Origin of the sequence: Pseudomonas ceruminis, from assembly GCF_021602025.1 — a bacterium.
GTDB classification, from domain to species: Bacteria; Pseudomonadota; Gammaproteobacteria; order Pseudomonadales; family Pseudomonadaceae; genus Aquipseudomonas; species Aquipseudomonas ceruminis.
In genome coordinates, this window is sequence record NZ_BQHW01000016.1 from 26,972 (window position 1) to 47,867 (window position 20,896).

The 20,896-nt window shown below is 64.2% G+C and carries 21 protein-coding genes; 15 read left to right on the plus strand and 6 right to left on the minus strand.

Going from position 1 to position 20,896, the window contains the following annotated elements:
- Window positions 1-169 precede the first annotated feature (169 nt).
- The 3 genes from alkB to L6D80_RS18130 all read left to right on the plus strand — a co-directional run bounded on the left by alkB (window position 170) and on the right by L6D80_RS18130 (window position 1,985).
- The gene (alkB, locus tag L6D80_RS18120) at window positions 170-814 is read left to right on the plus strand and encodes a DNA oxidative demethylase AlkB (RefSeq protein ID WP_176516606.1); all 645 of its coding nucleotides are present in this window, start codon (window positions 170-172) and stop codon (window positions 812-814) included.
- A 183-nt stretch (window positions 815-997) separates the two neighbouring features.
- Complete coding sequence (locus tag L6D80_RS18125; protein ID WP_054902974.1) at window positions 998-1,285, plus strand: hypothetical protein; 288 nt, start codon at window positions 998-1,000, stop codon at window positions 1,283-1,285.
- Window positions 1,286-1,370: 85 nt separating this feature from the next.
- On the plus strand, window positions 1,371-1,985 hold the full coding sequence (locus L6D80_RS18130) for a Yip1 family protein (RefSeq protein WP_054902975.1): 615 nt from the start codon (window positions 1,371-1,373) through the stop codon (window positions 1,983-1,985).
- 18 nt (window positions 1,986-2,003) lie between these two features.
- Here L6D80_RS18130 and L6D80_RS18135 read toward each other — a convergent pair whose 3' ends face one another.
- Window positions 2,004-2,264 (minus strand): DUF1652 domain-containing protein, encoded by a 261-nt coding sequence (locus tag L6D80_RS18135; RefSeq protein ID WP_176516604.1) that lies wholly within the window; start codon window positions 2,262-2,264, stop codon window positions 2,004-2,006.
- A gap of 333 nt (window positions 2,265-2,597) precedes the next feature.
- Between L6D80_RS18135 and L6D80_RS18140 the strand changes: the two genes are divergently transcribed.
- Window positions 2,598-2,825, plus strand: coding sequence for a DUF6555 family protein (locus L6D80_RS18140; RefSeq protein WP_054902977.1), 228 nt, complete (start codon window positions 2,598-2,600; stop codon window positions 2,823-2,825).
- 35 nt (window positions 2,826-2,860) lie between these two features.
- Here the strand turns inward: L6D80_RS18140 and L6D80_RS18145 are convergent, their stop codons facing one another.
- The 3 genes from L6D80_RS18145 to L6D80_RS18155 all read right to left on the minus strand — a co-directional run bounded on the left by L6D80_RS18145 (window position 2,861) and on the right by L6D80_RS18155 (window position 5,373).
- Entirely contained in the window at window positions 2,861-3,748 is an 888-nt protein-coding gene (locus L6D80_RS18145; protein WP_176516602.1) for a pirin family protein, read from the minus strand.
- Between the two features lie 101 nt (window positions 3,749-3,849).
- Entirely contained in the window at window positions 3,850-4,722 is an 873-nt protein-coding gene (locus L6D80_RS18150; RefSeq protein ID WP_176516600.1) for an alpha/beta fold hydrolase, read from the minus strand.
- A gap of 21 nt (window positions 4,723-4,743) precedes the next feature.
- Window positions 4,744-5,373 (minus strand): LysE family translocator, encoded by a 630-nt coding sequence (locus tag L6D80_RS18155; RefSeq protein WP_176516599.1) that lies wholly within the window; start codon window positions 5,371-5,373, stop codon window positions 4,744-4,746.
- Between the two features lie 121 nt (window positions 5,374-5,494).
- Here L6D80_RS18155 and L6D80_RS18160 point away from each other — a divergent pair, with 121 nt between their 5' ends.
- The 11 genes from L6D80_RS18160 to L6D80_RS18210 all read left to right on the plus strand — a co-directional run bounded on the left by L6D80_RS18160 (window position 5,495) and on the right by L6D80_RS18210 (window position 18,421).
- Complete coding sequence (locus tag L6D80_RS18160; RefSeq protein WP_054902981.1) at window positions 5,495-5,974, plus strand: GNAT family N-acetyltransferase; 480 nt, start codon at window positions 5,495-5,497, stop codon at window positions 5,972-5,974.
- Window positions 5,975-6,101: 127 nt separating this feature from the next.
- Window positions 6,102-6,995, plus strand: coding sequence for a LysR family transcriptional regulator (locus L6D80_RS18165; protein ID WP_054902982.1), 894 nt, complete (start codon window positions 6,102-6,104; stop codon window positions 6,993-6,995).
- A gap of 198 nt (window positions 6,996-7,193) precedes the next feature.
- The gene (locus tag L6D80_RS18170) at window positions 7,194-8,330 is read left to right on the plus strand and encodes an acyl-CoA dehydrogenase family protein (RefSeq protein ID WP_176516597.1); all 1,137 of its coding nucleotides are present in this window, start codon (window positions 7,194-7,196) and stop codon (window positions 8,328-8,330) included.
- A complete protein-coding gene (locus L6D80_RS18175) occupies window positions 8,327-8,494 on the plus strand; it encodes a hypothetical protein (protein ID WP_223849150.1) in 168 nt (55 codons plus the stop codon). Before L6D80_RS18170 ends, L6D80_RS18175 begins: the two co-directional genes overlap by 4 nt.
- Window positions 8,491-9,285: a class II aldolase/adducin family protein gene (locus tag L6D80_RS18180; RefSeq protein ID WP_054902984.1), complete on the plus strand. Its 795-nt coding sequence runs from the start codon at window positions 8,491-8,493 to the stop codon at window positions 9,283-9,285. Before L6D80_RS18175 ends, L6D80_RS18180 begins: the two co-directional genes overlap by 4 nt.
- A gap of 78 nt (window positions 9,286-9,363) precedes the next feature.
- Complete coding sequence (locus L6D80_RS18185) at window positions 9,364-10,992, plus strand: ABC transporter substrate-binding protein (RefSeq protein WP_054902985.1); 1,629 nt, start codon at window positions 9,364-9,366, stop codon at window positions 10,990-10,992.
- Window positions 10,989-11,945 carry an ABC transporter permease gene (locus tag L6D80_RS18190; RefSeq protein ID WP_176516595.1) on the plus strand — a complete coding sequence of 319 codons (957 nt, stop codon included), beginning with the start codon at window positions 10,989-10,991 and terminating at the stop codon, window positions 11,943-11,945. The genes L6D80_RS18185 and L6D80_RS18190 overlap by 4 nt, the downstream gene beginning before the upstream one ends.
- Window positions 11,942-12,832, plus strand: coding sequence for an ABC transporter permease (locus tag L6D80_RS18195; protein ID WP_054902987.1), 891 nt, complete (start codon window positions 11,942-11,944; stop codon window positions 12,830-12,832). The genes L6D80_RS18190 and L6D80_RS18195 overlap by 4 nt, the downstream gene beginning before the upstream one ends.
- Entirely contained in the window at window positions 12,829-14,478 is a 1,650-nt protein-coding gene (locus L6D80_RS18200; RefSeq protein ID WP_176516593.1) for a dipeptide ABC transporter ATP-binding protein, read from the plus strand. Before L6D80_RS18195 ends, L6D80_RS18200 begins: the two co-directional genes overlap by 4 nt.
- 210 nt (window positions 14,479-14,688) lie before the next feature.
- Window positions 14,689-15,795 carry an LLM class flavin-dependent oxidoreductase gene (locus L6D80_RS18205; RefSeq protein ID WP_054902989.1) on the plus strand — a complete coding sequence of 369 codons (1,107 nt, stop codon included), beginning with the start codon at window positions 14,689-14,691 and terminating at the stop codon, window positions 15,793-15,795.
- Between the two features lie 148 nt (window positions 15,796-15,943).
- Window positions 15,944-18,421: a TonB-dependent receptor plug domain-containing protein gene (locus tag L6D80_RS18210; RefSeq protein WP_176516592.1), complete on the plus strand. Its 2,478-nt coding sequence runs from the start codon at window positions 15,944-15,946 to the stop codon at window positions 18,419-18,421.
- Between the two features lie 31 nt (window positions 18,422-18,452).
- On the opposite strand, the gene L6D80_RS18215 is transcribed toward L6D80_RS18210, so the two are convergent.
- Window positions 18,453-19,772 carry an LLM class flavin-dependent oxidoreductase gene (locus tag L6D80_RS18215; RefSeq protein ID WP_054902991.1) on the minus strand — a complete coding sequence of 440 codons (1,320 nt, stop codon included), beginning with the start codon at window positions 19,770-19,772 and terminating at the stop codon, window positions 18,453-18,455.
- Window positions 19,773-19,841: 69 nt separating this feature from the next.
- On the minus strand, window positions 19,842-20,783 hold the full coding sequence (locus L6D80_RS18220) for an ABC transporter substrate-binding protein (protein WP_176516590.1): 942 nt from the start codon (window positions 20,781-20,783) through the stop codon (window positions 19,842-19,844).
- Window positions 20,784-20,896 lie beyond the last annotated feature (113 nt).

Consider the following 20,896-nt stretch of genomic DNA (forward strand, 5'->3'; position numbering starts at 1 on the left):
CAACGGGCGTGGGATTTTTCCGCAGTGTGCGGGAGAATTGGCCTGGCGTCACCCCTGCGCCGTGCGGCAGACGCCGCGGGTCGATAGGCCGTTTGCAGGCGCAACCGGCGCATGCACCGAGCGACGCGCAGCGTTAGAATGGCCAGACACCTGCTTCGAAGCCCTCATCATGATCCAGTCAGACCTCGACCTGTTCGGCACCCAGGCGCAACGGCTGGCAAGCCATACCGTGTTGCTGCCCGGCTTTGCCCTGGCCGAAATCGAGCCGCTGCTCGATGCCTTGCGCCCGGTGCTGCGCGCCGCGCCCTTGCGGCACATGCGCACGCCTGGCGGGCTGCACATGGCCGTGGCGTTGACCAACTGCGGTGCGCTGGGCTGGGTGAGTGATGCAAAGGGCTACCGCTACAGCCCGACCGACCCTGTCAGCGGCAGCCCCTGGCCTGCCCTGCCGCCCGTGCTGCTAGACCTGGCGGGTCGCGCGGCCGCAGCCGCAGGCTTCGAGGCCTTCGTGCCCGATGCCTGCCTGGTCAACCACTACCTGCCCGGTACCCGCCTGAGCCTGCACCAGGACCGCGATGAGGCGGATTTTGGCCAACCGATCGTGTCGATTTCGCTGGGGTTGCCGGCGGTGTTCCTGTTTGGAGGGCTGCAGCGCTCGGACCGCACGCAACGGATAGCGTTGAACCACGGCGATGTACTGGTCTGGGGAGGTGAGGACCGGTTGCGTTTTCATGGGGTGCTGCCGATCAAGCCCGGTGTGCATCCCAGGATGGGGGAGCGGCGGATCAACCTCACGTTGCGCAAGGCCGGATGAACGGGCTGCACAGACTCAAGTGCTGTGCCGTTGCACTAGCTTCCAGCCAGTAACCGATGAAATACGTTGAACATATGCCATGTATAGGCTTCAAAAAGATGATCCACGCCATCTTTAACCAGGAGCCTGCCCCATGTCCCTCCAGTCCCCCCTTGCTCACCCGATAGCCAGAGCCCGACGGCCATGAAAATGCCCGGCCGTGCGCCCAACACCCAGGTACAGCTCGATTACGTACGCGACACCCTGTTCGGTCCAGTTGCCCAGCGTGTGGAGTGCCAGTGCCAACTTGCCGCACTCAGCCTGCAGGGCCGCCCTGCACTGCGCCTGCACATCTGCCCTCCGCTGCCAGACAAAGTGGAGCGTGCGCACAGCGTCGCCTTCATATGGGATGGTCGCAGCTATCACGGTGTGGTTCGCGACCACGGCAAGTGCGGCGATGGCGGCCTGAACCTGCTGCTTGAGCTGCAATAAGCCGATCAACGGCCGCGAACCGGGGTGAACCTGCTGTAACGGGCGCGTCTCCATACCAGTAAGGCCCTGCCTTGAGGAGAACGCTATGAACAGTCCGTTGCTCAAGCTCTTCACCCGTCCTTCCGACGCCTGGATGGAGATCCGCCGCGCCGAGGAGGACCATCCGCAGCAATACCTTCCGCGCCTGTTGGCGTTGGCCTTGATCCCGGCGCTATGCCTGATGGTGGGCACCACCACCTTCGGCTGGAGCCTGGCCGCCGAAGAACGTGTGCGCCTGAGCATGGTCAGTGCCGCGCAGCTGGCAGGCCTGCTCTACGTCACCACGGTAGTGGGTGTGATACTGATGGGGGTGATGATCCGCTGGATGTCACGGGGCTTCGATGTGCAACCAAACCTTGGCCAGTGCATCGGCTTCGCCGCTTACTGCGCCACGCCTTGGTTCTTCGCGGGCGTTGTGGGGCTGCTGCCAATCCGCTGGCTGGCCTTGGTGGCGCTGCTGGCAGCTTCGGCCTATGCCACGGTGCTGCTGTACGGTGGGCTGCAAACCTTCCTGCGCTTGCGCAAGGAACAGGCGATGCTGTTCGCGACCTGCGTATGGGGGGTGGGGCTGTTGCTGCTAGTGACCATCCTGGTATCGATGATTCTGTTCTGGTTCAACGGTTTGATGCCAGAGTACGTGCGCCCGGCCAGCCTGGGCTGACCGGCGCACCAATACACATCAGGCAAACGCCCTGAGCGGCGCGGGGTGCCTGGCACGCAGCGCATGCAGCTGACTGACCAGGTTCACCACGTCGCGGCAACTGTTCAGGTCCTGCAGTGCGACGCCTGTGAGGGTGACACCCTCCTCCAGGCTTTGCCCTTGACCCAGGCGGATAGTCAGGCTGACACCATCCGCGCAACTGACTTCGCAGCGATCAGGCAGGCAGGCCTGTTCGATCATTTGCCGCATTTCCAACATCGAAACGCCTATCAACGCCATGTCACGACCCTCTCTTTATTGGATGGCCTGTTATGGGAGTACGCCTTTGCCAGGCGAGGTGCCAATTGAAATTGCCCATGCCTCAGCGGCCGTCCATGCGCTGGAGCAATGATCGGGGGGCAGATCATCTAGCACCTTAGTGGAAGAACGGCAGCGGGCGTCGGCGGTTCTAACGAAAGGTCTCTTTATGCGACAGGCGGTCACGCCGGCACCATTCATCTCGAGATGGCCATTTCGAATCAAACTTTTCGTGCAACTCGCGACTCACACCTCTGAAGCCGGCAATAGCGTGCCAGGTTCACGTGGGGCCGTAGCAAGGACACGGGATAGCTGATGATCGACGCCAAACTCTACGTGATCGACTATGAGCTGCACGGCAAGCCCAAGTCGTTCATCATCCGTGCCGAGCGCATGGACAACACGGAAGCCTGGCACTGGGCCAGTTGTGATGCTGGCATCGGGCGCATAGGCCGCTATGGCCATGAGAAAATCCGCAAGGTGACCAGACCGCTCGCCGAACGCTTCGGTATCAGCGAAGTGCGCTGGCGGCAGTCTGGTTAGGGCCATGGGCTTTGCTCAGCGCTAGAACGGACGCCTCAGTGCCTGTTCCCTTGGACCTCGGGCACCATCTGCCCGAAACGCCCGGCATGGAAATCATCGAACGACTCGGCGATTTCCGCCTGGCTGTTCATCACGAACGGCCCATAGCCTACGATCGGCTCATCGATCGGTTCACCACTGAGCAACAGCACGCTGGCCCCCTCCAGCGCCTCGATGGAGACCCCCTCTGCGCCCCGAGAGAGCAGCACCAGGCTGGATGAGTCGGCGTCACGTTCGCCGTTGACCCGCACAGCACCGCGCAACACGATCAAGGCGGCGGTTCGGCCATCGGCGACGGGCAGTTGCAGGGTGGCGCCGGCCGCCAGGCGCATGTCCCAGACGTCCATTGGGGTGAAGGTCCGCGCCGGCCCCTGGTGCCCACGGTAGTTGCCGGCGATCACCCGCAGGCTGCCGGCGTTGCCCGCCAGCGCTACCTCGGGGATATCCGTCGCCAGCAACGTCTGGTAACCCGCCGCCGCACGCTTGTCCTTCGCGGGCAGGTTGACCCATAGCTGCACCATCTCCAAGGTGCCGCCAGTACGGGCGAACGCCGGGGAGTGGAACTCTTCGTGGATGATGCCGTTGGCGGCGGTCATCCACTGCACATCGCCCGGGCCGATAAGGCCGCCCGCGCCGGTCGAGTCACGGTGCTCCAGCTCGCCTTGATAGACGATGGTCACGGTTTCGAACCCCCGGTGAGGGTGTTGCCCGACACCGCGCCGAGCATCGGTGGGGGTGAAGGTGTGGGGACCCGCGTAGTCCAGCAGCAGGAATGGGCTGACCTGGCTGGCCAGGTTGTCGTAGGTGAACAGGCTGCGTACCGGGAAGCCATCCCCCACCCAGTGGGCGTGAGGGCTGCGGTGAATGCCCAGGATCTTTTTCATGAGAAGTCTCCTCTCTAAGGCTGGGTTAACCTTATCAATACGACTAATCGACCGGTAGGCGGTGAAATTGGCATTAATCGTCCCACCTATGGAACAGTTGGTCAGCGGAGCAGAAAATCCGCCACCTGTTCTGCTGCCATTGCTGGGTCCTCCTGCATGAAGCAATGCCCCCCGGGTACCTGGCGAGCGGTAACCTTGGGATTGATGGCCGAAAGCCGCTGCACCGAGCGCGGAACAAAGGGGTAGGTAGCTTCGCCGTAGAGCACCAAGGTGGGTGCCTGGATGGCTGCCAGTTGCGACCACATGCGTGCAGGAAACGAGCTGAAGATTTCCACTTCCCGGCTCGGCCGGCATTTGAGCACCACCCCTTCGCCACATTCCCCCAGCGCATGGTCGACATACGCCTGCAGCGCCGCATCGCTCCAGCCCTTGAAAATCCCTCGCCCTTGCAGCGAGGCCGTCGCCGCCTCCCGGTCCGGCCAATGACTGCGGCGGCTGGCAGCCTTGCGCGCCAAGGCATGCCGGCGGTGCAGGCCAACCAGCGCCGCCGCCCCCATCACGCCGATCATGCGCCGGCTGAACAGGACTGGGTCAAGCAGCACGGCACGCTCGAACATGTCTGGCCGGGCAGCCAGGATCAAGCCGGTAAGCACACCGCCGAAGCTGTGCCCCAGCGCATAACGGGGCACCTCGCCATATTCGCCACGTCCGGCCTCAAAGGCCTCCACTGCAAGGGCAGCGGTACGGTTCCAGCCGCGAAACACACCCCCGTGGTCGCTGTCGCCATGGCCCTGAACATCGCTGAGCCACACGTCGTAATGCTCACCCAGGCGCATCAGCAGCGGTTCGTAGGCCAGGCAGCAGAAGCCGTTGCCATGCAGGAAGTGCAGCAATGGCTTGCCGCTGGCCGGCGAGCGCCAGCCGCGCAGGGTGAAGCCTTCTGAGCTTTCATGGGACCAGGGGATCAACTGCATCGGTTTGCTGTACTCGGCGGTTTATGAAAATGCCGATTCTACAAATAGCAGCGGGTAAAGCGAAATCACCAACAGCAGGGCCATCAAGACATTGAACAGCATCAGCCAGCGCGGGTTCTGCAAAAGGGTGCGCAGCGCACTGCCGAACATCACCCAGATGCCGACACTCGGCAGGTTGACCAGGGCGAACAGGGCAGCGATTACGATCACATTCAGCACATACCCCTGCGCTGGGGTGTAGGTGGTGATCGCCCCTACCGCCATCACCCAAGCCTTGGGGTTGACCCACTGGAACGCGGCCGCGCCCCAGAAGCCCAACGGCTGGCGGGTTTGGGCCGAGTCCGCGCTCAGCGGCCCGGAGGTAGCGATCTTCCAGGCCAGGTACAACAGGTAGGCAGCCCCCACGTAGCGCAGCAATGTGTACAGCGTGGGCCAGACCTTGAACACTTCGCCCAGGCCAAGCCCGACGGCCAGCACCAGAATCATGAAGCCGATGCTGATGCCCATGGCGTGGGGGATCGACCGGCGCACGCCAAAGTTCACGCCCGAGGCCAACAGCATGGTGTTGTTGGGCCCTGGTGTAATGGAGGAAACGAAGGCAAACAGCATAAAGGCTGTCAACAGGTCGGCAGAGGCAAGCATGGCAGGCATTCCAGAAGTGTCTTATGTGCTGTCACACTACTGCAGTCGCCCTGCCCTGCGACCGGTACAGTTACCTTAAATTAATCAGATACACATGACTGTATCGCATCCATATCAAGGAAGCCCCCGCATGCCTTTTACCCTGCGCCCCGCCGTACGCACCGACGCCACGCAGATTCTTGCGTTCATCACCGAATTGGCCGAATACGAGCGTGCCCGCCACGAAGTGATCGCAACCGTAGCCGATATTGAGCGCAGCCTGTTCGATGACGGCAGCACAGTCCACAGCCTGATCTGCGAGCGCGATGGCCGCGCGATCGGCTTCGCCGTGTATTTCTACAGTTATTCCACATGGCTGGGGCGCAACGGAATTTACCTGGAAGACCTGTACGTCACGCCTGACCAACGGGGTGATGGTGCTGGCCGGGAATTGCTGCGGCACATTGCGCGCGAAGCTGTGAAGAACGGCTGCGGGCGGTTGGAGTGGAGTGTGCTCGACTGGAACGAACCGGCGATCGGCTTCTACAAATCGCTGGGGGCCGAGCCGCAGGATGAGTGGGTCAGGTATCGCCTGGAGGGCGACAAGCTGACGCGCTTCGCTCAAGGCTGAACGGCAGATGCGTACTGCCATACCATGTAGTACGCATTGCACCTGGGTCAGTGTTTTGTGACATTTTGCGCCGCGGGGATTATTCTCTGCTCACATGTCCTACCGCACCAATATGTGAGCGCCGAATATGAAAATCGATGACATGGACGCCTTCGTGGCGGTCATCCGTTGCCAGTCGACCAATCTCGCCGCCGAGGCCTTGCAGTTGACCCAGCCGGCCATCACCCGCCGCGTGCAAAACTTCGAAGAAGCCCTCGGCACCACCCTGCTCGACCGCAATACCAAGCCGCTCAAACCGACCCCCATGGGACTGCGCGTCTACGAGCAATGCAAAGCCATCCTGCGCGAGATCGATTCATTGCGCGAACTGGTGGCCAACGACGGCGCCCCCTCCGGCACCTTGCGTCTAGGGGTGCCGCAAACCCTCGGCGACGTGGTGCTGCTCGACGCCCTGGCGCAGATCCGCGAGGCTTACCCTGAGTTGCGTACCCAGGTCACCAGTGGCTGGGGCAGCAGCCTGATCGTGCGCATGGAAAACGGCGAACTTGACGCTGCTGCCGCGTTGTTCCCACCGGGCAAGATCTTCCCCGAGGGCATCGCCAGCCAGTCCATTGCCCGCATGCCCCTGCGCGTAGTGGCAGCCAAGGGCAGCGCCAGCAAGCGCAGCTACAAGCTCAGGGACTGCTACACCCGTGGCTGGGTACTGAACCCTGATGGCTGCGGGTTCCGCGCCGGGCTGCAACGCGCCTTGAGTGAACAGGGGCTGAGCCTGTCGATCAACCTGGAGACCTTCGGTACGGACTTGCAACTGGGCCTGGTGGCCAATGGGCAAGGCCTTGGGCTGGTGCCGGAGCCGCTGTTGCAGAGCAGCCGACACCGCGATGCACTGGATGTGGTCAACGTGACCGACTTCAAACCGCAAGTAGACCTGTGGCTGTTCCACCCGCGGTACCTGGGCAATTTGCAGGAGCCTGTGGAGCTGTTTGGAGCGGTGGCGGGCAATCGCATGCAAGCGGAGTGATCGACACCCGCGCCGTGCGTTGCACCTTAAAATCGGACAGCGCCCGACCCGCACATGGGAAAATGATTTTTTCGCATAACAGAGCAAACTATTAATTCAACAAACAAATAATTAGCATAGAACCAAAAAGACTTTTACAGCGCTCATTCAGACGAATACGGTCTTACAAACCCACCGTGTTCCAGGGATGAATGCACCATGAGTCAACCCCCTTCCGACGCCGCCCTTGGCGAGCTGACCCAGGCCCTGGCCGCCAACGCCGAACGCTACGACCGCAACGCGCAATTCCCCCATGACAACTTCACCCTGCTGCATCAGCATCGCCTGCTCGGCCTCACCGTACCCCGCGCCCTGGGCGGCGGCGGCGCCGACCTGGCCACGGCGCGGCGGGTGATCGCGGCGGTTGGCAAAGGTTGTCCCTCGACCGCGCTGATCCTGACCATGCAGTACCTGCAACACTTTCGCTTGCAGGATGACCCACGCTGGCCCAAACCCTTGCGCCTGCAGGTAGCGCAAGACGCCGTACACCAGGGTGCATTGATCAACGCCTTTCGCGTTGAGCCCGAGCTGGGCACCCCGGCCCGTGGCGGCCTGCCCGCCACCCTGGCGCGGCGCACCGCTGCAGGCTGGCGGCTGTCAGGGCGCAAGATCTACTCCACGGGCAGCCACGGCCTGACCTGGTACCTGGTGTGGGCACGCAGCGACGATGCCGACCCCCTGGTCGGCGGCTACCTGGTACACAAGGACACCCCCGGCATCAGCATCGTCGAAAACTGGGACCACCTGGGCATGCGCGCCACCTGCAGCCACGAAGTCCGTTTCGATGATGTGCTGATCCCGCTCGAACACGCCGTCAGCGTCAGCCCGGCCAGCGCACCAAAGCCAGAGCTCGATGGCACCGGCCTGTTGTGGATGGCAGTGCTTTTGCCGGCGCTTTATGACGGGGTCGCCCAGGCGGCCCGCGATTGGCTGGTGCAGTTTCTCAACGACCGGGCGCCTTCGAACCTGGGCACGCCCCTGGCCAGCCTGGCGCGGTTCCAGGACGTGGTCGGGCGCATCGACACCCTGTTGTTCGCCAACCGAAGCCTGCTGGACTCGGCAGTCGCCGGGCAGGTCGACCCGCGCCATGCCGGCCAGCTCAAGCACTTGGTCAGCGCCCAGGCGATCAAGGCCGTGGAGCTTGCCATCGAAGCAGCCGGCAACCCGGGGCTGTCGCGCCGCAACCCGCTGGAGCGCCATTACCGGGACGTGCTGTGCAGCCGGATCCACACCCCGCAGGATGACGTGGTGCTCGGCCAGGTCGGGCGTAGCGCGCTGGCAGAGGTGGCCGCGTGAAACATTCGATCAGCGCCCTGCTCCTGTCACCGCACACCTTGGCCATTTGCGAGGGGGGCTACCCCATCCTGCTCGACGCCTTTCTCGACAACTTCACCCCTCACCGCTGCGCAACCTGGTCGATGACCAGCGCGGTGACTGACTTTCCCCGGAGAACACCATGAGCTCATTGTCCGTCGTATCCCCTAACGCAACTACCGTGCGCCAGCGCGTCAGCCCCGAGGAATGGGAAGTGCGGGTCAAACTCGCTGCCGCCTACCGCCTGGCAGCCCTGTTCCGCTGGACCGATCACATCTACACGCACTTCTCAGCGCGCGTACCGGGGCCTGAGGAGCACTTCCTGATTAACGCCTTCGGCCTGCTGTTCGACGAGATCAGCGCCTCCAACCTGGTCAAGGTGGATGTCGATGGCACCATCATCGACGACCCGCTGGGCCTTGGGATCAACCAGGCAGGTTATGTGATCCACAGCGCGATTCATCGTGCCCGCCCCGACCTCAAGGCGGTGTTGCACACCCACACCCGCGACGGCGCGGCGGTGTCGGCCCAGCGCGAGGGCTTGCTGCCGATCTCACAGCACGCCCTGGCCTACTACAGCCGTGTGGTGTACCACGACTACGAAGGGGTGGCGCTGGACTTGGATGAGCAGCAGCGCCTGGTCGCCAACCTGGGCAACAGCAACATTCTGATCCTGCGCAACCATGGCCTGCTGACTGGCGGGGTCAGTGTCGAACATGCGTTCCGCGAGCTGCATGGGCTGGAGCGCGCCTGCAATATCCAGGTCGCCGCGCAGGCCGGGGGCAATGACCAGTTGCTGCATGCCTCACCGGCGGCGATTGCCAAGGTGCATGAACAGTCCAAGCGCTTCTCCGACGGGCTTGGCGAGGGCATTCAGCGGCATTGGGATGCACTGATCCGGCAACTGGACCGCGAGGGGCGTGACTACCAGGACTGATTGCAGCCTGTTCCAGCCTGTTCGCGGTGCCCGCGGGCAGGCAGGCCTGGCAACGACCCCCCATTGAAGGAACGCCCCATGCCCCCACTGCGCCTTGCCAAACACCTGCTCAGTGCCTGCACCCTGGCCCTGGCCGTCGCCGGCTGCTCGCCCTCCGGCGAAGATGCCAACCGCAACACCTTGAATATCGCCTTTTGGGGCGACAACACCACCCTGGTCAGCGTTGACCCGTTCCAAGTGTATTGGCTGGAGCACCGTGTGCTGCTGCGCAATGTCGTCGAGTCGCTCACCGACCAGGACCCGGACAGCGGCCGCATCATCCCCTGGCTGGCAAAACGCTGGGAAGTCAGTGATGACGCCCTGAGCTATACCTTCCACCTGCGCCAGGACGTCACCTTCAGCAACGGCGAGCGCTTCGACGCCGAGGCGGTGAAGACAGCCTTCGACAGCAACAAGGCATTCGCCGCGCAACTGCCCGCCACGTTCGGCGCCACCTACCTGGCCGGTTACGACCATGCCGAAGTGCTCGACCCGTTCACGGTACGCCTGGTGCTGTCGCGGCCCAATGCCGGCTTCCTCCAGGCGACTTCCACCACTAACCTGGCAGTGCTCGCCCCGGCCTCGTACACCCTCTCTGCCAAGGAGCGATCGCTGGGCAAGATCATCGGTACCGGCCCCTTCGTGCTCGAGCACTACACGCCCGAAGTCGGTGCACACTTGGTAAAACGCGCGGACTACGCCTGGCCTTCGGCCAACATGAAAAACCAGGGCGCGGCGCACCTGGACGCGGTGAATATCAGCTACATTCCGGAAGAGAGTGTGCGCAACGGCCTGTTCCTGCAGGGCAAGGCCGATATCCTGTGGCCGCGCAACCCGTTCTCCGAAGTCGACCTCAAATTGTTCCAGGCCAAGGGCGCGACAATCCAGAGCCGCTCGCTGCCAGGCCCTGCGCTGAACCTTTACCCCAACACCCGCAATGACCGCCTGCTCGCCGATCGCCAGCTACGCCAGGCCCTGCAAAAGGCCATCGACCGCACCAGCTATGCCCACACTGTTTACAACGCGCAGTTCCCGGTGGTGAGCGGTGTCTATGACGTGACCACCCCGTACTTCAAGGCCCAGGGCGACAAGCTCAGCTACGATCCGCAAGGCGCAGAACGCCTGTTGGATGCCGCAGGCTGGAACAAGGGCGACGACGGCTATCGCCACAAGGACGGTAAGCGCCTGACCCTGCGCTACAACCTCACCCCGACCGAAAGCGCCGGCGATGTGCTGATCCAGGACCAACTGCGCAAGGTTGGCATCGACCTCAAGCTCAACGTCCTGACCCGCGCCGAGTGGGTGGCCGGCAATGCTTCAGGCAATTACGACCTGACCTCTACCTACATGACCCGGGCCGACCCGATCATCCTGCAGACCATCCTCGACCCGCGCGCCGCCAACAGCACCACACTGGCCACCAATACCTACGAGCCCCAGACCCTGAGCAAGGCCCAGGCACTGTTCGACAGCGGCATCACCGCCACCGGTGATGCGCAGCGGGCCCAGGCTTACGGGCAACTGCAGGACCTGCTGGTGGATGAAGCGTCGGCCTTCCCACTGTACGAGCGGGTTTGGCAGGCGGCCACCGCGCCGCGGGTCAAGGGCTTCCGCTGGACCGCCGAAGGCTTCGCACTGCTCGGCGACATCGAGGTCGGCCAGCCATGAACCGCTACCTGATCGGCCGCATCGGTCAGGCGCTGTTGGTGTTATGGGGCGCCTATACCATCACCTATCTCATCCTGTACCTGCTGCCAGGCGACACCCTGGCAATCATGCTCAGTGCCTCCGGGATGGAAGTCGACGGCCTGTCCGCCGACGACCTGGCCAAGGCGCGCGCCTACTACGGCTTGGACAAGAGCATGCTCGAGCAGTATTTCGACCTGCTCTGGCGAGCGCTGCAGGGCGACCTGGGCCAGTCGCTGTCGCTCAACCGGCCGGTGACCGAGTTGCTGGCCGAGCGTTTGCCGCAAACCCTGGCGCTGGCCGGGCTGGCCATCGCCCTGTCGCTGCTGGGCGGTGTCGGCCTGGCCTACCTGACCGCCTACCTGCAATGGCGTCCGCTGAAAGTGGCACTGGCGCGCCTGCCGTCACTGGGGTTTTCGGTGCCGGTGTTCTGGATGGGCCTGTTGCTGATCCAGGTGTTCGCCTTCGGCCTGGGCTGGTTCCCCGCCACCGGCAGCCAAGGCCTGGCCAGCCTGGTGCTGCCGGCTGTGACCTTGGCCATCCCCAGCGCGGCGGTGTACGCCCAGGTGCTGCAGCGAGGTTTCCAAGGCGTCTGGCAGGAGCCCTACATTATTACCGCCTTCGCCAAAGGGTTGAGCCGGGCCCAGGTACAGGCCCGCCATGGCCTGCGCAACGCCGCGCTGCCCATCCTCACATTGGTCGGGCTGCAGGTGGGCAATACAGTGTCGGGGGCGGTGCTGGTCGAAACTATCTTCTCGCGCAATGGCGTCGGCCGTTTGGCCCAGGAAGCCGTACTGCGCCAGGACATCCCGGTGGTGCTGGCGATCGTCACGGTATCGGCGGCCGCCTTCGTGCTGGTCAACCTGATCGTCGACCTGCTCTACCCCTACCTTGACCCACGCATCAACCACGCCGCGAAGGTGACCCGAGCATGACCATCGCTACCCGCCTGCAGCTTACCCCGCCCGCCCCGGCCACCTGGAAACGCCGCAGTCGCCTGCAGCGCGTCGGCCAGGCGCTGGCGCCACTGTTGCGCCGCCCAGGGTTCAGCCTGGCATTGCTGGTGGTGGGCTTCGCCCTGGCCGCCGCGCTGGTACCGCACTGGCTGACCAGCTTCGACCCTTACGCTACCTCCCCGACTGACAAGCTCAGCGCACCCAACGGCCTGCACTGGTTCGGCACCGACGAACTGGGCCGTGACCTGTTCACCCGCGTGGTGTATGGCGCCAGGCTTTCCGTGCTGGCGGCCTTGCTGGCAGTGGCCATCGCGCTGGCCGGTGGCCTCGGCCTGGGCGTACTGGCCGGCTTTGCCGGTGGGCGAATCGACGCCGTGATCATGCGCCTGATCGACGTCATGCTGGCGCTGCCGGGCCTGCTACTGGCGCTGGCAATCGTCACGGCCATCGGTTTCGGCACGGTGCCGGTGGCGATCGCCGTGGGCGTGGGCATCATCCCGGGCTTTGCCCGCACCACCCGCGCCGAAGTGCTGCGGGTCAAGACGCTGCCTTATGTCGAGGCCGCGCGGTTAGGCGGCGCCAGTTGGAGCCGCACGTTGCTGCGGCACATTCTGCCCAATGCCTGGGGGCCGGTGGCGGTGCTTGCCACGCTGGACTTCGGTGCCGCCATCCTGGCCACTGCCGGGCTGAGTTTTCTAGGTTTCGGCGCCGCCCCGCCCGCCGCCGAATGGGGCACGCTGATCGCCAACGGCCGGCACTTCCTGATCACCGCTCCCTGGGTATCGCTGTTGCCCGGCCTGTTCGTGGTCGCCGTGGTGTTCAGCCTCAACCACCTTGCCCGCACCTTCGAGGAGAACGCACGATGACCGGCCAGCCCTTGATCGCAGTACGCGAACTCAGCGTCAGTTACCACGCCGGTGGCCAGGCCACCCAGGCCGTCAACGCCCTCTCGTTCACCCTGCACCAGGGCGAAACCGTGGCCATCGTAGGCGAGTCCGGCTCGGGCAAGTCGACCCTGGCCAATGCACTGCTCGGCCTGTTGCCGGGCAGCGCGCGCATCGACAAGGGCCGGCTGTGGGTCGAGGGTATCGACATGGCACGCGCCAGCGAACGGCAGAAACGGCAACTGCGCGGTCGCACCATTGGCCTGGTGCCGCAGGACCCGATGGTCAGCCTCAACCCGACGCTGCGCATCGGCCAGCAGATTGCCGAAGCCCTCACACTCACCCAAGGCAGGCGCTACCCCGGTGTCGACGCCGATGTGCTGCAGTTGCTCACCCAGGTTGGCTTGGACAACCCGGCCCTGCGCGCCCGCCAATACCCCCACGAGCTGTCCGGTGGCATGCGTCAGCGGGTCCTGATCGCCATTGCCCTGGCCGGTAACCCGCGGTTGATCATTGCCGACGAGCCCACCAGCGCGCTGGACGTGACGGTGCAACGCAAAATCCTCGATCACCTGCAGCAACTGGTGGCCGAGCGCGGCATTACGCTACTGATCATCACCCACGACCTGGCCATGGCCACCGAGCGGGCCGACCGTCTGCTGGTCATGAAGCAAGGCGAACTGGTCGAGCAAGGGCCACCACGGCGCATCGTCGAAGCTGCCCGCCACCCTTACACCCGCGCCTTGCTCGCCGCCGCACCGGCATTTGCGACGCGGCGTCGACCGCGTCCGGCAACGCCCGGCACCGGGCCGATCCTGAGCCTGGAGCGAGTCGGCAAGCGTTTCGAACTGCCAAGGCTCAACGGCCAGAACCAGCAGTTTGTCGCCCTGCACGACCTCAGCCTGCAGGTGCACCCCGGGCAGACGCTGGCCATTGTCGGCGAGTCTGGCTCGGGCAAGAGCACCACCCTGCGTATCGCCCTGGGCCTGGAAACCCCCAGCCAGGGGCGGGTGTTGTTCGCCCAGCAGGATGTCACGGGCTTGGGTTGGCAGGCGTTCCGTCCGCTGCGCCGGCGCATGCAACTGGTACAGCAGAACCCGTTCGCGGCACTTGACCCGCGCTTCACCGTGTTCGACAGCATCGTTGAGCCGCTGGTGTCCTTCGGCTTGCTCAAGGGGCCTGCGCTCGAGCAGGCAGCCCGGTCGCTGATCGAGCGGGTGCAATTGCCGGTCAGCTACCTCGACCGGCTGCCACGCGAGCTCTCCGGCGGCCAGCGGCAACGGGTGGCCATCGCCCGGGCACTGGCATTGCAACCTGACCTGTTGCTGCTGGACGAGCCGGTCAGCGCGCTGGATGTGTCGGTACAGGCGCAGATTCTGCAACTGCTCGATGAACTGCAACGCGAACTCGGTATCGCCTATGTCCTGGTGTCCCATGACTTGGCCGTAGTGGCCAGCATGGCCGACCATGTGGTGGTGTTGCAGCACGGCAAGGTCGTCGAACAGGGAACGGTGGAGCACGTGTTCGAGCACCCGCAAAGCACCTACACAAGGGCGCTTATCGGGGCGATTCCGGGTTATCGCGCACCCGCGACACCCACCTTAAAACTTGCCAATCTCGCATATTGAATAAGTTTTATTATTTTCTTTTTACATAATTAGCTTAGAACCACAAAGCCTTTCACAACGCCGCCTGCTACAGGCTAATGTCTGCTTATCAAGACCGACCCCAAGCCTGGCGGAGGCCGTCTACCACGACCACGCCAGGCTTCCCCGCTGCCATTGTGCACACGCCTGCTGTGGTCTGAATCGCCCATTCACCACACAGGAGCTTCACCTATGAGCCTCGAATTCATCGGCCTCATTGGCCCCCAGGAAGGCAGCGAATCACAGGCCCCCCGTGGCCCGGTGGTCGACCTGGAGTTCATCAAGGCATTCTCCCAGGCACAGGAATACGGCGGCTTCGACAAGGCGTTGCTGGCCGTCAATACCAGCGCACCCGATTCGCTGATCCTGGCCACCTATGTCGCGGCGATCACCGAGCGCATCGGCTTGCTGGTAGCGCACCGCCCTGGGTTCCAGGCGCCCACATTCGCTGCACGTCAGTTCGCCACACTCGATCAACTCAGCCGTGGCCGCGCCTCTATCAACGTGATCACCGGCGGTGACAGCGGCGACCTGCAGCGCGACGGCGACTTCCTCGACAAGGATGCCCGCTATGCCCGCACCGATGAATACCTGCAGGTGCTGCGCGACACCTGGACGCGTCACGAGCCGTTCGACCACCAGGGCGAGCATTATCGGGTCGAAGACAACCTGACGCTGGTCAAACCCGTGCAGCAACCGCATCCACCGATCTACTTCTCAGGCGCTTCCGACGCCGCTGTCGAGGTCGCGGCCAAGCATGCCGACGTCTACATGATGTGGGGCGAGCCGCTGGAGCAGGTGCGCGAGCGTATCGCCAAAGTACGCAAGGCCGCCGCCCGTTATGGCCGGGAACAACACATTCGCTTCAGCCTGTCGCTGCGCCCAATCCTCGGCGCCACCGAGGCAGAGGCCTGGGCACGGGCCGAGCGTATTCTCGCCGATGCCCAGCAGCGTATCGGCATTCGCCAGGGCAACCGCCGCGAGAAGAACTTCGGCAAGAGCAACGCCGGCTCCGAACGCCTGGTGGCCCTGGCCAACCAACGCAAGGTGCATGACACCAGGCTGTGGACCGAAATCGCCGCGCTGGGCGGTGGGGCCGGCAACTCGACCTCGCTGGTGGGGACTGCAGACCAGGTGGCGGAGGCGACCCTGGCGTATTACCAACTGGGGGTGACGACCTTCCTGTTCCGTGGTTTCGATCAACTGCGCGATGCGGTGGAATATGGGCAGGAGCTGATCCCCCGCATTCGCACGCTGGTTGAGCAACAAGAAGCTGGGCGTACGGCGCGCACGGCCTAGATTCAGCAGGGCTGTACCAACCTTAGGTGGGTCGCGCCGCACCCACAGGTAATCCACTGGCACAGCCCCCATCGCCAACGCCACCTCTGCCGCCAGCCCATTCACGGGCTTGGCGCCTGAACCCCTGCGCGCCGTTTACGAGGACATGATGTCAAAAGCCCCTTTCATCGCCCTGCCCCTGGTCTGCCTGCTTGCCCCACTGGCCAACGCCGAACCCACCACCGACGACGACCCGCGCCTGGGCACTGTCACGGTGATCTCCACTGGCCTGCGCGGCAACCAACGCACGGTTGCCGACAGCCCCGCCCCCATCGACGTGCTCAGCAGCGAGCAACTGCTGCGCACTGGGCGAGCCGAGCTGTCGGAGGCCATTTCCAAACTGTTGCCGTCATTCAATTTCGGCACCAACATCGCCGGTTTCCAGTCCGGTGTACGGCCACTGAGCAACCGTGGCCTCGGGCCGGCCTACACCCTGGTACTGGTCAACGGCAAGCGCCGCCACAACAGCGCCGTGCCGGCCAGCGGCTCGACCGACAACAGCGGCGCCAATGCCGTGGACATCGACATGATCCCGGTCAGCGCGGTGTCGCACATCGAAGTGCTCAAGGACAGCGCGGCGGCCCAGTACGGCTCGGACGCCGTAGCCGGGGTGATCAATATCATCCTCAAGAACGCCAGCAGCGGTGGCCATTACGAGAGCAGTTACGGCCAGCTGTACAGCGGCCAAGGCAACACCACCAAGCTGGCCGGCGACCAGGGTTTTACCCTGGGCGACGGCGGTTTCCTGCACCTCTCGGGCGAGGCGCGCAAACGCGGCACGGCCAACTGGATCGACAAAGCCGCGCCGGACTACCGCGCCTACTTCGAGGACGACCGCCAGGCAGCCTGGGACCATCGCGCCGTGAAGAACGGTGACCCCGACCTGCGTGCCTTCAACCTCGGCTACAACGCCGAGTTGCCGCTCGATGACGACCTCAAGCTGTACTCGTTCGCCACCTATGCCGAACGCAAGCTGGAGGCCTACAACAACTACCGGCTGCCCAACAGCAACGCATCGATCCCCGAACTGTTCCCCGACGGCTATTTCCCCTTGAACAACATCAAGGACACTGACTACCAGTGGCTGCTGGGCGCCAAAGGCGTGGCGGGCGCCTGGGACTGGGACCTGTCCACCACCTACGGGCGCAACAAGAACCAGCAGTCCAGCGACCTGACCCTCAACCCGACCTACGGCCCCGCTTCACCCACCTCGTTCAACGACCTGGCGACCCTGCAGTTCGACCAATGGGTGAACAACTTCGACATTACCCGCGCCTTCGACGGGTTGTTCGGCCTGGCGGTGCCCACCCGTGTATCGGCGGGCCTGGAGCATCGCTGGGAGCGTTTTCGCACCTTCGCCGGTGACCCGATCGCCTACAGCGTCGGCCCTTACACCTACCCTGCCACCCTGGCCGACGGCCGCCCCAACCCGCTGTATGCGCTGGCCAACGGCCAGACCGCGGTTGGCGCCCAGGCGGCGTTGACCATTCGCCCGGAAGACGAGGCCGATGTAAAGCGCAACAACTACGCCGCCTATGCAGACCTTGGCCTTGACCTGACACCGCGTTGGTACCTGGGTGCCGCGGCGCGCCTGGAACACTACGACGATGACTCCGGCAACACCGCCAGCTTCAAGCTCAACTCGCGTTATGCACTGACAGACACCGTGGCCGTGCGCGGCACCCTGGGCAGTGGGTTCCGCGCGCCATCGCTGACCCAGAGCGGCTATACCGTCAGCGACAACCGCACCGCACTGGACGCCAACGGCAACGTGGTGCCCGCCCTGCGCCGCACCGTGGCCCCAGGCAGCGCAGCAGCGTTGGCCTTTGGCGGAGACAAGCTCGACCCGGAAAAATCGCGCAACGCCGGCCTGGGCCTGACCTGGCAACCGGCACGGCGCACCAGCGTCACCCTGGATGCCTATCTGATCGACATCGACGACCGCATCCTGCTCAGCGAAAACCTTTACGACCGCCAGAACGGCGCCGGCGCCATTGGCGACATCCTCCAATCCCTGGGCCTGGCCCGCACCACCTGGATCAACTACTACACCAACGCCTTCGATACCCGTACCCGCGGCCTCGACCTGGTGGCCGACCACACCAGCGAGTTCGGCGGCTGGGGCGATGTGCGCTGGACACTGGGGTTCAACTGGAACAAGACCACAGTGCGTGGCGCGCGGGACACGCCGCAAGCGCTGACGGCTGCCGGTATCGACGTGGTCGGCCATGGCCGCCAAGGCGACCTGGTGGCGGCCTCGCCGAAGACCAAATGGGTGCTGGGCAGCCAATGGTTGCTCGGCAACTTCACGGCCACCCTGCAAGCCACCCGCTACGGCAAGGTCGAGACCTGGCAGCAGAACCCTGCCCAGGACCGCAGTTTCGGCGCCAAATGGATTACTGACCTGGACCTCTCCTACCTGCTGCTCGACAGCCTGACGGTGAGCGTGGGCGGCACCAACCTCTTCGATGTGCGGCCGGACAAGCATGGGGTGTACAACGCCAACGGCAACCAGGCAGCGTATGGCAACCCGCCGTTTCACCCCGGGGGTGGGTACTGGTACACAAAACTGGCGTATGACTTCTGACCGGCAATGGGCCGCGCCGCGGCCCTTGCCGTTATTGGCGGAACTGCGGAATCTGCAAGCCCAGGCTTTCGCGCAAGGTGCTGCCTTCATACGCGGTGCGGTATACGCCGCGCGCCTGCAACAGCGGCACCACTTCCTCGGTAAAGCGACGGAACTGCCCTGGGTGGCCAATGTAGATGTTGAAGCCATCCAGCGCCCGCGCCTGGAACCAGTCGGCCATTTTTGCCGCCACGGTTTCTGCCGAGCCTACAAACGCCCCGGGGCGCAACTGGCGGCCGAACTCCACCGCCTGGCGCAAACTGAAGCCTTGTTCCCGCGCCTGGTCGGCAATGCGCTTGGCATTGGTGAAGAAGCTGCTGCGGGCATACTCCAGGCTCTGCTGCGGGAAAGGAGCATCCAGCTCGTACTGGCTGAAGTCGTGCCAGCCGAAGTTGCGCCCGAACTCCTTGAGCGCCAGCGCGAAGCTGTGGTCCTGCTGGTGGTAATGACGTTCGATTTCACGGGCATGTTCGTCGGTGTCACCGACGTAGATCTCTGCCCCCGGCAACACCAGCAGTTGCTCCGGGTCGCGGCCCAGGCGCGCGGCACGAGCCTTGACGTCACGGTAGAACGCCTGGCCCTGCTCGACGCTTGCCGCGTGGGTAAAGATGACATCGGCAGTGGCGGCCCCCAGGTCGCGCCCCTGCTGCGAATCCCCCGCCTGGAAGATCACCGGTTGGCCCTGGGGCGAGCGCTGGATGTTCAGCGGCCCCACGACCGAAAAGTGCTCACCCTTGTGATTCAGCGCATGCAGCTTCGAGGGGTCGAGGAACTGGCCTGTGGCCCGGTCACGCGGGAACGCGTCGTCCTCGTACGAATGCCACAGCCCCTGCACCACCTGCACATGTTCCTGGGCCCGGGCATAGCGGGTGTCGTAGTCGTAGTGTTCGTCACGCCCATAGTTGCCAGCGGTGCCGGCGTCGCCGCTGGTGACCACGTTCCAGCCGGCGCGGCCCTTGCTGATGAGGTCCAGCGAGGCCAGGCGGCGGGCGACGTTATAGGGTTCGTTGTAGGAGGTGGTCAAAGTACCTACCAGGCCGATATGGCGAGTCGTGACGGCCAGGGCGGACAGCAAGGTCAGCGGCTCAAGCCGGTTGAGGTAATGCGACGGCGAACCGGGGGTGATGAACTGGCTGTCGACGATGAACATCAGGTCGAACAGTGCCGCTTCGGCCTGGCGGGCAATGTCGATGTACCAGTCAATGTTGACGCTGGCGTCGGCGGGCAGTTCAGGGTCCAGCCAGAGGTTGTGCCGGCCTGGGCCGCCGCAGCCCATGGTCAGGGCGCCAAGTTTCATTTTGCGGGTGGTCATGGGGATTCCCTGTGTTTTTCGTACCGGCCCGTTTCCGCGCAAGCCCGGGAAAGGCCGGTACAGACAAGATCAGTGATCGCCGGCCAACGCTGCGGCGAACGAGGTGTCGAACAGGCTGGCGGCCGGGTAGGCCTTGATCAGCCCAATGCCTGCGAAGAAATCCACGGTCTTTTGCGCATCGGCTATCACCTGTGGGCTCAGCGGCGCCACATCAGTGCGCGCACGGGCGAACCACAGGCGGGCGATATCACGGTCAGCCCGGGTGCGACTGGCCCAGGCGTCGGCGTAGGCTTCGGTGTTGGCTGCATTGCTCAGGGCCCACGTGCGGGCCTTCTTCAAACGCTGCAGGAAGTCGGCGATCTGCGCGCGCTTGGTGTCCACCGACTTGGCGTTGGCGACCACGAAGCTCTGCGCCGGGATCAGCCCTTCGGCCGTCGCCAGCACCCGCGCACCCTGGCGTTCCTGCTGGGTGACATAAGGTTCCCAGGTGGCAATCACGTCCACCGAGCCGCCGTCCAGGGCATGCGAGGCATCCAGCGCGCTGAGGTAACGCAGCTCCAACGCATCGCGGGGCACACCGGCCTTGTCCAGGGCGCTGAACAGCAGCTGCTGGCTCCAGGAGCCCTTCCAGATGGCCGCACGCTTGCCGCGCAGGTCTTCCAGGCTATGGATGTTCGAGTCCTTACGCGCCAGGATGGCCACACCCCCGAGGTTCTGCCGGCTGACCGCAACGACCTTGATCGGCGCGCCAAGGGCGCCGAGGAACAGCGGTGGCGCGTCGCCCAACAGGCCGAGGTCCAGGCTGCCGACGTTCAGCGCCTCGGCCACCGGGGAGCCTGCGGTGAACTGCTTCCAGTCCAGGGTATAAGGCACATCGTCGAGCACGCCGGCCGCTTCCATCACGGCGCGGGCGTTGTAGCTCTGGTCGCCGACCACCAGGGTTTGCGCGGCTGCAGTCAGGCTCAGGGTGGTGGCCAGCACACCGGCGGCCAGTTGCTTGAGGTATCGCACGTTCGTCTCCAAATGCCCTTGGGGCACTACAGGTCGATCCGCACGTGCGGTCTCGTCGTTTCCAATAGATGTTTTGAATCTAGATAGCGGGATGCTTATAAGCTAACGGTTAT